General features: G+C 33.8%; 1 pseudogene. It reads right to left on the bottom strand.

Annotated features, from left to right (window positions below):
- Positions 1–99, bottom strand: a pseudogene (locus tag FDX22_RS32840) (hypothetical protein); the annotation flags it as partial.
- Positions 100–213: the final 114 nt, after the last annotated feature.

Here is a 213-nt window from a genome sequence, read left to right as displayed (position 1 = left end):
GTTAACAGTACTAAACATAATTGACGGTTTTTCACCAAAACTAAGCTCGATTGTGGAATGATGATCTATATCAGAGATCAACGATGGATCGCATCCCATTACCTCAAGCGCCTGTTTGAGAATATCTACAATTTTTGAAACATCCATTTAATTAATCCACCATTTTGATTACGTTAACTTTAACACTTTCTGATATTTCGCCAAATGAAATGA

It is taken from the genome of Citrobacter sp. TBCS-14, from assembly GCF_005280805.1.
Classification (GTDB): Bacteria; Pseudomonadota; Gammaproteobacteria; order Enterobacterales; family Enterobacteriaceae; genus Citrobacter; species Citrobacter gillenii.
This window is presented reverse-complemented; position numbering and strand designations above follow the sequence as displayed.